This window comes from Paenibacillus sp. SJS-P3 (genome assembly GCF_056711585.1).
Genome location: NZ_CM160043.1, coordinates 4699663 through 4709681, shown reverse-complemented (window position 1 = coordinate 4709681; position 10019 = coordinate 4699663). Strand labels below are relative to the sequence as shown.

The window sequence follows — 10019 nt, the reverse complement described above, 5'->3', positions numbered from 1 at the left end:
CGGGCACCGGCAGCAAGCCGGCCGCCGGTCTGAAACCTGGAGCGGCATGAGCCGTACTACCTGTCAATCCATGATCTGACGGCCGCCATACCGCCAGCTGTTCCCGGTGAAGCCGAGAGGATCCTGGGAATTCAGATGCAGGAGCGTGGACGGGATGTCTTTTTTCAAGAATATGATGGCTTCAATCGGAATCGGGGCCGCCAAGGTCGATACGGTTCTGGAAGTATCCTACAGCGGCATTCGTCCAGGGGATGAGATCAACGGACGGGTCATCGTGACGGGAGGGGCGGTTCCCCAGCAGATCAACGGCATCGAGCTGCTGCTCATGACTTCCTTCATCAAGGAAGTGAATGACCAGAAGATTCGGGAAAATGCAGCGATTGCCAGATTGCCCCTGCGCGCGGCGTTCGAGGTCAAAGCCGGAGGCAAGGAAGAGATTCCGTTCCGCTGGCAGCTGCCGGTGACGGCGCCGATTACCGCCGGCGGCACGCGGATCTGGGTGAAGACCGCGCTGGATATCGCGAGTTCGCTCGACGCGTCGGATGAGGATTACATCAAGGTGCTCCCCCATCCTTTGGTGGGAGAGGTGCTGGAAGCGTTGTCCTCGCTCGGCTTCCGCACCCGCGAGGTCGAATGCAAATATGCCCCCCACAGCCGTTACGGGACGTCTCTCCTGCAGGAATTCGAGCTGGTTCCGGGCAGGGCATCAGGCTTTGGCAAACTCGACGAGCTTGAGATCGTCTTCATCCCTTCGGCTGCGTACGTGGATGTGCTGATGGAGGTCGACCGCCGTTCGGGCGGCTTTGCCGAGTGGCTGGGAACGGATGAATCCCGCATTTCCTTCCGTCTCTACGAGGAGGATATCCAGCGCGGCAGGGCTGCCCTGGCCGAGAACCTGTCCTCCCGCATCCACAGCTTCATGTAAGAGCTGTCCGGGCGTCTTCCGCAGTCTGCAAAGGCTCTTTCCTTGAATGTTCCTCCCGATTTCCTTTGGCAAGGACCAATGCAAAGCATGCGAGGGGGATCGGCAGAGCAATAAATATAGCATCGAATAAGCAAAGAAGGCCGTCCTCTGCATCTTGCAGGGACGGCCTTCATTTTGCTACTGACAATCAGGATCAGACCGAAGCCGACAGCGAGGTCTTCTCCAGGAACAGGCGATGCAGCTCGCGGACCGTCTCGCCCGGCGCGCCGGAGCCGATCGGCCCCTGGCCGTGGATCTGCACGACCGGAATGATCTCGATGCCGGTGCTGGTCAGGAACGCTTCATCGGCATCCGCAAGCTCGGCCGGCGTGAACGGCTCCTCGATGAACGGGATGGCGGCTTCCAGCGCGATGCGGCGGACCGCTTCGCGCTTGATGCCGGGCAGGATCCGATTGGACAGCGGCGCGGTGCGGATGGCGCCGTCCTTGACGAGGTACATGTTGGAGCTGGAGCCCTCGGTGATATATCCGTCCTCCCGCACGAGCACGGCCTCGAAGCAGCCCGCATCGACGGCCGCCTGCTTGGCCAGCACGTTGGGGAGCAGATTGAGCGACTTGATATGGCAGTTCATCCAGCGCTCGTCAGGATGCAGCAGGACGGATACGCCCTGCTTGCGCAGCTCGGGATTCACTTCCCTGGAAGGCTTCACAGTCATGGACAGGGAGGCAGGGACATCCGGGAACGGATGGTTGCGGGGAGCGATGCCCCTCGTCAGCTGCATGTAGATATCGGCATGGCGCAGCCCGCTCCGTTCCAGCAGCTGGACCATGACAGCCAGAAGCTCGGCGCGGGAGATGCCGGGATTCAATCGGATCAGCTCCGCGCTGCGGTAGAACCGGTCGAGATGCTCCTCCAGCATGAAGCCCTTTCCGTCGTAGAACCGCATGTACTCGTAGACGCCGTCGCCGAATTGATGGCCGCGCTCCTCTACCGGAACGACCGCCTCGTCCAGCGGAACGAACCGGCCGTTGTAATAAGCCAGACTCATGTTGGCTCCTCCTTCTTGTCATTCTCCGAAATCAGCTGCAGCCGGGGCCATTTGGCCAGCCACTGCTTGGAGCCCGCCCTGCGCAGGAACAACCCGGCATCGGCGAGCCGGGGGCTTGGCCGCAGCAGAAGGCCGAACAAGTCCTCCAGGCCATGCGGGGCGAGCACGGCGATCGTTCCGTCCTCCCTCATGGCGGCGGCGACGGCCGTCGCCGTCTCCGGCCAGCAGCTCATCGCATCCGCCACGTCTTCATAAGGCGGAAGGCCGCTGACGACATGCATGCGCGCCTGGTTTTTGCAGGACCAGCGCAGATCCGGCAGGCCCAAGGCCAGCTGTCGCTCCCAGACCTTCTCCTCTGCTTCGTCCGGATGCTCCTGATCATAATAGATGATGTCCGCATCATCAAGCGGCGTGCGCTCCCGGTAGTCATGCAGGCGGTCCCAGACCAGATTGCGGATATAGCCGGCGGACAGCCAGGCTCCTGGCGGGCCATGATCTCTCAAATGCCTGAGATGATCGGGAGCTTGCGGATCGGTAAGGAGCAGCGCAACAAGCTGTTGTTCAAGCAGCTGCTTGCGCCCGGCTCCATCTGTCCGCCGGAAGCCCCCTTGGAAGCTGTTCATCCCCGTACCTCCCTTCTTTCAGGTGTTAGCTCCTGCGCAGGGAAGAACACACCGAGCGAAGGGATGAGCAGGAGGAGCAGCATGGCGGCGGAGACGGTCAGAACCGTCCACTCGATATACATCATTACTTTGTGTGCCAGCAACTAAAGGGAAGCCTCCTTCGTCTTATAGCTTCAAGACTATCACAATTGGAGAATAAAGGAAGGGTTGAAGGATGGAGAATGAGCCGGAAAAAATGGGAGTTGACCATAGCGGGTTCCGCGGCTGCCGGATCGTCTGGATCAACGGGGCTTTCGGGTCCGGCAAGACGCAGACCGCCTGGGAGCTGCATCGCAGAATTCCGGGCTCCTACGTCTTCGATCCGGAAAATGCCGGCTATTACATCAGGGCCAACATGCCCGATTCCCTGCAAAAGGGGGACTTCCAGGAGTTCGCGCTATGGAGAAGCATCAATTTCGACATGCTGTCCTATCTGGCCGATCGCCACGACGGCGTGCTGCTCGTGCCGATGACGGTGACGGATCCGCTCAAATTCGCAGAGATCGCGGGCAGGCTGCGAAGCGACGGGAGGGATCTGCGCCACTATGCGCTGCTCGCTTCCGAAGGAGAGCTGCTTCGCCGGCTGCGCTCCCGGGGCGAAGGCCGCCGTTCCTGGGCTGCGGCGCAGATCGGACGCTGCGTGCGCGATCTGAAGCAGGATGCTTTCGCCGAGCAGCTGGATACCGAGCATTGGAGCGTAGCCGAGACGGCGGAGGGGATCGCGGCGCTCGCCGGCCTTGAGCTGCTTCCGCGCAGCAGCGGAGCGTCCGGGGCTTGGAGCCGGCTGCGGACACAGCTGCGCCATCTCCGATGGCAGAAGGGGATGGGCAAGAAATGACCGCTTGACCATGCCCGGGCAGAGTGGAGAGCCGGCGCTGCAAGCGGCAAAAAAGGACCGCATCCCCGACGGGGCCGCAGTCCTTTGCTTCCTTTAAGCGAGCAGCGAGCGCCCGCCCTTGCCGCTGTCATCGCCCTGACGGATCAGGCGGCGCGGATTCAGCATCTCCGCCAGCGGATGCTTCTCCCCGGACAGGGCGGCCTGCAGCATCGAGGCCGCCAGCGAGCTGTAGACCGTGCCGTTGCCGCCGCAGCCCATCGAGTGGAAGATGCCCGGCTGCTCCTTGTCTTCCCCGATGAACGGAAGATCGTCCGCCGACTCGCCGAATGTGCCGCACCAGGCGTATTCCGCTTCGAATTCGGCTTCCGGGAAATAGCGCTTCAGGTCGGCGATCAGCTTGTCGGAGCGGTCGCGCAGGAACGTCTCGTCCCCGGCGGGGTCCGGACGGTCCTCGTCCAGGCCCCTGGCTACGATCCGCCCGTCGGGCGTCGTCCGGAAGTAAAAGTAAGGCCGCGCCGTTTCCCATACCATGCTGTCTTCCGGCCAGCCCGGGGGGACGCTGCCCGGCCGGGTAGCCAGGGCGTAGGTCCGGCGAAGGATCGGCTTCAGCTCCGAGGCTGCGCTGATGCCCGGGATATAACCGGTGGCCACGACAATATGGCTGGCCGTGACTTCACCGTCCCCCGCGCTGATGACCCAGCTGCCGCCGCGCCGCCGAACCTCGCGGACAGGAGACTCTTCGAATATGGGGACGCCATTGTCCGACGCCATCCTCAGCAGCGCCCTCGCGAGCCGGGGCGGATTGGCAAGAGCGTCGCCATAGGTCGTCATGCTGGCGGGAAAAGCCTCCGCGACGCTGGAAGGAATGGCTGCAGGAGCGCCCCAGACGACGGGAAATCCGTTTTTCTCCAGCATCCGGAACTCCCGCATCAGCTTGGCTTCATCTGTCTCCGATGATGCGGCGTAGAGGCTCGAAGCCGGCCGGAATCCGTCGTTCCATTGGCCTGCAGCGGCGGCCAGCCGGCCGAGCGAGCCTACCGCGCCCCGGCACTGCTCATAGAACCGGACCGCCGCCTGGCCGCCATACCGGTCCGCCAGCTCGCTCATCATGATATCGTTGGAAAACTGAAGCAGCCCGGTGCTCGCGGCGGTGCTCGCCGCGGCGGCGCGCCTGCCCTCGAGGATGACGGCCGGGATGCCGGCTTCCGCAAGGGAAGCTCCGATGATTGCCCCGGTAATTCCGCCGCCGATGACGGCAACCCGGGTAACGAGCTTTTCCGACAACGAAGGATACTGTCCCAGCTCATCCCGCCGATCCAGCGTCGAAGGCCAGTAAAGAGTACCGTCATGTAGCTTGCGCGCAGGCTGCTTGTCCATCTGTATTTCCTCCCGTGAGGCTTTGTTAGTATTGGCTTAACCTGCCCCGCGAGGAGTTGAACCAGGGATTTGGAACCTGCGGCGCCGTCTGCTCTTCGCTTCCGGCGAAGCCGGATATTCCGTCCCAGGGCCATCGTTCCCCTTACTTCGACACAGCAGGTAGGTTATACTTGGTAAGCCTGGGATAAGGACGAGCTCCGAGCGTGCGACTACCGGCCGGGATGGCGGAATTGGAGGACGGGAGCATGGAGAACGTTGCCGGTGTGCTGGTTGGCTTTCTTTATGTGCTTGTCCTTCTTGTTTTCATTTTGCGGGTCCGGTAGAGGGAGTAGGATATCTTTTACGGGGCAGCCTCCCGGAGGACGCAGGTGCAACAAAGGTAATTATTGGACGACGGAAGGAAATGCTCCACGACGCGTCGAACTATATTACTGGGTATCACCATCACGAGCCGCATTTGTTTTTGGCAATTCTTCGTAATTTTGATTTGGAGAATCAGCGTCAATCAGCCTCGAAGTGGCGGGAATCCTGCGTTTTTGGTGAAGGAATCATCCCATGCTAGCACAGCCTCCGCGGCATTGCGGAGAGCGAAGGAGGAGACAAGATGAAGGTACATTTTCAAGTAGGCAACGACAACGGCAACAGCGAGCATGACCTGTTCGTCGACGGCAAAATGATCCGCCAGCCGAACGTGTGCTGCCGGGTGGACAAGCTTCCATGGAGCGATGAGCTTCCGCCGGAAAGCTTCATCCGCAACCTGCAGGACCAGCTGATCGTCACCATCGATTCGCCCGCGGCTCGCCCCGGGATGTACTATATCGGCAAGTTCGCCTTGATGAGCGGCGAGCTGCTGGAGAACCTGCAGATCGGCATCGACAACAAGAGCGACATGGATCTGCCGATCATCAATACATTGGCACAGGTAGCGGCCGTAGCGGTTCAGCGTGCCTATGACGAAGCGAAGGGCGTTCCGACGGAGCCTGTAGAGGCGACGGTCGACATGGCTACGGCTCTGCCGGTCACTCAGCATACCGACGAGACGGCAGCCAAGTTCGAAGCGAAGTTCATGGAAGGGACCCATCGCGTTACCGTTCACCTGAACAAGGTTCGCGTTCCGGTTTCCATCGACTTCGAATACGTCAAGGCGATTCCGGAAGCGACGCCGGTCGTGTTCGCCCTGCAGAAGGACCGCGAAGGCAACTGGCGCTCCGGCGATATCTTCCAGGAATTCGTGGACCGGTACGAGCTCGGAGAGAAGTTCACGGGGGCTTATTTCAAGGACAAGCGAGTCCTCCATACGGATATCGGCGACGGATCGACGGAATATCCGATTACCGAGGGCAACAAGTTCCTGCGCCAATTCGTGCACGGCAGCCATCATGGCGCCGGCTATGCGATCGAGGAAGCGCTGGACGACTTCAACCGCCTCGTGCATCTGCCGGACAGCCCGCGCCAGTTCTTCAGCGACGTCATCAAAAACCCGGCGCACAAGTACCATAGCCGGGCCATCCAGACGCTGCGCCGTCCGCTGGAAGGACAAGCCCGCCACATCGTGCAGAACATCCGCAAGCAGCTGACCAAGGCACGCAACGAGATCGACGTCATCTGCGTGTACGGCGGCGGCAGCGTCCTGATGAAGCCGATTCTGCAGCCGATGCTTGAGGAGCTGTGCGAGGAGCGCGAGATCAAGCTTCTGTACATACCGGCCGAGCATGCCGTCACGATGAATGCCGAGGGATTGGACGCCTTCGTGCGCGGCAAGATCTTCGAAGCGCTCAAGTCGAAAGGTCCTAAGCAGCCGGCATAGGCGAGAAGGGTACAGGGGGTGAAGCCGGGTGAAGAAGATCAAGCAGCCCGGAGAGAATATCAGCCTGAAAACGAAAAAGAACGAATCCCCCGATGTGATGGAATGGATCAACGGCCAGTCCAATCTGATGGATTCGATCCGTTATCTGGTTGAAAACGAGATCCGCGAGCATGGCGTGCGGAATCTGCAGCTGCTCATTCCGGCCGAGAGGGGAACCTTGGTCGCCGGAAGCGGAGCGGGCATCGGCACGGCGGCCGCGCTGGCGGTTGTTCCGGCGGCAGCCGAGGAAGCCGGCGCAGGTCGACGCGAGAGCGCAGCGGCGGCCGAAGCCGAAGCGCCCGTTGCCGGAGAGCTTCCGGCAACGGAGGCGGAAGAGCCGGCATCGGAGGCGGAGGAGCCGGCGGCCGTCGGCGAAGCACCGCAGCCGGAGCCGAGCCCGGCCGAGGAGGAGCCCGGCGCCGAGCAAGCCGCGGCGGCGGAAGACGATATCGACGACGACGATATCGACAGCTGGATGTAAGCAGGTCCCCGGGGCAGCTCCCATCAGCGGAGCGGTCCCGGGGATTTTTTTGCCCATAGGAATGATTTCCTTATGGACTGAAATCCGCAGATTCCATCCAATCCGGCCGTGCTCCGCGGATTGATCAGGCACAACGACCGGCCCTTGTTGGTAATTCAGACATGAGTAGGCAATATTGCGCCATAATAAGAGTGTACCCGTAATTTTCTTTTGCAGTTGCAGCCGTTAAGTTGTAAACTATCGGTAGAAGTTCCGTGCCGACCGCCTGGCCGACAACGATAAGGTAGTCTTTGACTCACTCGACGTTTTCTCGGTGCCCAGGCTGGAAGCGGCCGTTTTTTTGCGCAATAACATTTTTCATGGCTTGGACTGATATGTGAATTTTGGTACAAACTCAGACTTGCCTGAGATCGTATTATTCCGCAACGAGGCTGCTCCCATTCGCTGTGCGCATGATGACAACGTCCCCGCCCTCGGCCGCGACCCTGCGGAAGTTGACAGCAGCGGACGCAAGGAATCGCGGACAACCGAGGGACGGAACCGCATTTCCAGAGCAAAGGAGGAAGTAATTCCATGTCCGAAAACCAACCAACTCAAGCGGTGGCGACTCAAGAGCCATCCGCGGCGGTACAGCAGCGCGATATCCTCGACCAGCTCATGAAGCCGGAAGTTCAGGAGTCCCTTACGGTACTTGTGGATAATCTTCCGAAGCTGGCCGAAATCGTCACGCTCATGACCAAATCCTACGATGTAGCCAAGTCGCTCGCGACGGACAAAGTGCTCATCAACGACTTCGGAGGCGGTCTCGGCGAGATGGTGAAGCCGATCGTCGACAAGACCAAGACCGTCGCTCAAGCGGCTATCGAAGCCGGCGACCAAGTCAGCCACGAGTCTTCCAGCGTAGGCCTCTTCGGCCTGCTGCGCATGCTTAAGGACCCGAACGTCCAGCGCACGCTGCGCTTCACGCAGGCATTCCTGGACAATCTCGGCGAAAAGCAGAAGAACCAAAACTAACCCGCGCACTCCCCGCGGGGAGGCTGCATAGAACGTGAACGGAGGATGAACATGGCGAAGCATATTCTTATCCTGGGCGGCGGCTACGGCGGCCTGCTGGCCGCTACGACGGCACGCACGCACTTTACGCCGCAGGAAGCCCAGATTACCGTTGTCAACCGGATCAACGCGCACCAAATCATCACCGAGCTGCACCGTCTTGCCGTCGGCAACCTGTCCGAAGGCAATGTGGCGCTTCCGCTGGACAAGCTGCTGCGCGGCAAAGACATCGACCTGAAAATCGGCGAAGTCGCAGAAATCAAGCCGGACGAGAAGCAAGTGAAGCTGTCTACCGGCACGACTCTTTCCTACGATGCGCTTGTTGTCGCACTGGGCAGCGAGACGGCATTCTTCGGCATTCCAGGCCTGCAGGAGCACAGCTTCACGCTGAAATCCGTTGCAGACGCGAACAAGCTGAAAGCCCATGTCGAAGCTTCCGTGGCGAAGTACAAGCAGTCCGGCAACAAAGCCGACCTGACGTTCGTCGTCGGCGGCGGCGGCCTGACGGGCATCGAGCTTGTGGGCGAATTCGCCGACATGCTGCCCGGCCTCGTGAAAAAACACGGCATCAGCTATGACGAAGTATCCCTGTACTGCGTCGAGGCAGCTCCTACGATCCTGCCTGGCTTCCCGGCCGAGCTGGTCGAGCGTGCGACGACTTCCCTCGAGAAGCGCGGCGTCGTGTTCAAAACCGGCCTGCCGATCACGGAAATGAAAGGCACGACCGTTTCCTTGAAGGACGGCAGCACGATCGAATCGAGCACGGTCATCTGGACGGGCGGCGTGCAAGGCACGGCAGTCGTGGCCAACTCCGGCATCGAAGTCAACCGCGGCCGCGCCACGGTTACGGAAGGCCTGCAGTCCACCTCGCATCCGGATGTATTCATCGCCGGAGACAGCGCTGTCGTCATGGGTCCGGAAGGACGTCCGTTCCCTCCTACGGCTCAGCTGGCTTGGCAGATGGGCGAGCTCATCGGCGCCAACATCTATGCTTACTTCAACGGCCATCAGCTGGACTCGTTCTCCCCGGTCTTCTCCGGCACGCTCGGTTCGCTCGGCCGCAAGGACGCGATCGGCACGATCGGCGGCAACCAGACCCGCCTCAAAGGCTTGCCGGCAACGCTGATGAAGGAAGCTTCCAACATCCGCTACCTGTCGCATATCAACGGCCTGTTCTCCCTGGCTTACTGATCCGTGCCGCATCCGGGGCCGACCCGGATAATGCCGCATGGAAGAACCGCATGGATACCCTCCATGCGGTTCTTTTTCATTCCCGGGAAGATCGCTCCCGAATGCATGCCCATCCCAATGTGAGGAGCACCGGGATGCAGCGCCAAGTCGGGAGCTTGTTATCTTCCTTGCAGGCCGCCACGGATTTTTATCTCCGTTTAACCTGGGGTGATGGCGGGTAAAGAGCACTATAACCGCTACAACAGGAAAAGGAGCGATAACCATGGCAGACGGACTTAGCGATAAAGTGAAGGGCACAGTCAACAAGGTGAAAGGCGAAGCCAAGGACCAATGGGGCAACGCTACCGACAACCATAAGCTTCAAGCGGAAGGGAAGCTGGATAAAGCCAAAGGCGAAGTCCAGGAAAAGGTCGGAGAGTTCAAAGACCGGCATTGAAGATGAAGCGAGCAAAGATCCTTGCCTCCAAATGGAGCAGGGGTCTTTTTTTGCATGCAGACAACCTTTCTCGCCTAAGATTAATTTATTATGCATGGAGTTAGGCGTGGGGTTGAGCTGGAATTCCAGGCCGGCTCATGCAGAGCATCCTGACTTCTTGAA

General features: G+C 60.4%; 11 protein-coding genes. 7 read left to right on the top strand and 4 right to left on the bottom strand.

All coding sequences use genetic code 11. From position 1 onward, the window contains the following. Nucleotides 1-154: 154 nt before the first annotated feature. Nucleotides 155-925 (top strand): sporulation protein, encoded by a 771-nt coding sequence (locus AC06G8_RS21515; RefSeq protein ID WP_480283896.1) that lies wholly within the window; start codon nt 155-157, stop codon nt 923-925. 193 nt (nt 926-1118) lie between these two features. Here the strand turns inward: AC06G8_RS21515 and dat are convergent, their stop codons facing one another. The 3 genes from dat to AC06G8_RS21500 are packed head-to-tail and all read right to left on the bottom strand — an operon-like array spanning nt 1119 to nt 2739. Further along, complete coding sequence (gene dat, locus AC06G8_RS21510; protein ID WP_480283895.1) at nt 1119-1973, bottom strand: D-amino-acid transaminase; 855 nt, start codon at nt 1971-1973, stop codon at nt 1119-1121. After that, complete coding sequence (locus tag AC06G8_RS21505; RefSeq protein WP_480283894.1) at nt 1970-2596, bottom strand: nucleotidyltransferase family protein; 627 nt, start codon at nt 2594-2596, stop codon at nt 1970-1972. Before AC06G8_RS21505 ends, dat begins: the two co-directional genes overlap by 4 nt. After that, nucleotides 2593-2739, bottom strand: coding sequence for a hypothetical protein (locus tag AC06G8_RS21500; protein ID WP_480283893.1), 147 nt, complete (start codon nt 2737-2739; stop codon nt 2593-2595). The genes AC06G8_RS21505 and AC06G8_RS21500 overlap by 4 nt, the downstream gene beginning before the upstream one ends. Nucleotides 2740-2810: 71 nt before the next feature. Between AC06G8_RS21500 and AC06G8_RS21495 the strand changes: the two genes are divergently transcribed. After that, a complete protein-coding gene (locus tag AC06G8_RS21495; RefSeq protein WP_480283892.1) occupies nt 2811-3473 on the top strand; it encodes an AAA family ATPase in 663 nt (220 codons plus the stop codon). 93 nt (nt 3474-3566) lie between these two features. Here AC06G8_RS21495 and AC06G8_RS21490 read toward each other — a convergent pair whose 3' ends face one another. Further along, on the bottom strand, nt 3567-4850 hold the full coding sequence (locus AC06G8_RS21490; protein WP_480283891.1) for an NAD(P)/FAD-dependent oxidoreductase: 1284 nt from the start codon (nt 4848-4850) through the stop codon (nt 3567-3569). Nucleotides 4851-5454: 604 nt separating this feature from the next. Between AC06G8_RS21490 and AC06G8_RS21485 the strand changes: the two genes are divergently transcribed. The 5 genes from AC06G8_RS21485 to AC06G8_RS21465 all read left to right on the top strand — a co-directional run bounded on the left by AC06G8_RS21485 (nt 5455) and on the right by AC06G8_RS21465 (nt 9857). Then, nucleotides 5455-6657, top strand: a complete 1203-nt coding sequence (locus AC06G8_RS21485) for a ParM/StbA family protein (protein ID WP_447663167.1) — start codon at nt 5455-5457, stop codon at nt 6655-6657. Between the two features lie 28 nt (nt 6658-6685). Then, nucleotides 6686-7177: a hypothetical protein gene (locus AC06G8_RS21480; protein WP_480283890.1), complete on the top strand. Its 492-nt coding sequence runs from the start codon at nt 6686-6688 to the stop codon at nt 7175-7177. A gap of 573 nt (nt 7178-7750) precedes the next feature. After that, nucleotides 7751-8191 (top strand): DUF1641 domain-containing protein, encoded by a 441-nt coding sequence (locus AC06G8_RS21475; protein WP_048747568.1) that lies wholly within the window; start codon nt 7751-7753, stop codon nt 8189-8191. A gap of 51 nt (nt 8192-8242) precedes the next feature. Next, on the top strand, nt 8243-9421 hold the full coding sequence (locus AC06G8_RS21470) for an NAD(P)/FAD-dependent oxidoreductase (protein WP_048747571.1): 1179 nt from the start codon (nt 8243-8245) through the stop codon (nt 9419-9421). 262 nt (nt 9422-9683) lie between these two features. Further along, complete coding sequence (locus AC06G8_RS21465) at nt 9684-9857, top strand: CsbD family protein (RefSeq protein WP_447663165.1); 174 nt, start codon at nt 9684-9686, stop codon at nt 9855-9857. The last annotated feature ends 162 nt before the right edge of the window (nt 9858-10019 follow it).

Bases quoted from the DNA above. Each gene is read 5' to 3' on its own strand.
- AC06G8_RS21475 (WP_048747568.1), top strand. From the start codon at position 7,751: ATGTCCGAAAACCAACCAACTCAAGCGGTGGCGACTCAAGAGCCATCC.
- AC06G8_RS21495 (WP_480283892.1), top strand. From the start codon at position 2,811: ATGGAGAATGAGCCGGAAAAAATGGGAGTTGACCATAGCGGGTTCCGC.
- AC06G8_RS21470 (WP_048747571.1), top strand. From the start codon at position 8,243: ATGGCGAAGCATATTCTTATCCTGGGCGGCGGCTACGGCGGCCTGCTG.
- AC06G8_RS21490 (WP_480283891.1), bottom strand. From the start codon at position 4,850: ATGGACAAGCAGCCTGCGCGCAAGCTACATGACGGTACTCTTTACTGG.
- dat (WP_480283895.1), bottom strand. From the start codon at position 1,973: ATGAGTCTGGCTTATTACAACGGCCGGTTCGTTCCGCTGGACGAGGCG.
- AC06G8_RS21485 (WP_447663167.1), top strand. From the start codon at position 5,455: ATGAAGGTACATTTTCAAGTAGGCAACGACAACGGCAACAGCGAGCAT.
- AC06G8_RS21515 (WP_480283896.1), top strand. From the start codon at position 155: ATGTCTTTTTTCAAGAATATGATGGCTTCAATCGGAATCGGGGCCGCC.
- AC06G8_RS21465 (WP_447663165.1), top strand. From the start codon at position 9,684: ATGGCAGACGGACTTAGCGATAAAGTGAAGGGCACAGTCAACAAGGTG.
- AC06G8_RS21505 (WP_480283894.1), bottom strand. From the start codon at position 2,596: ATGAACAGCTTCCAAGGGGGCTTCCGGCGGACAGATGGAGCCGGGCGC.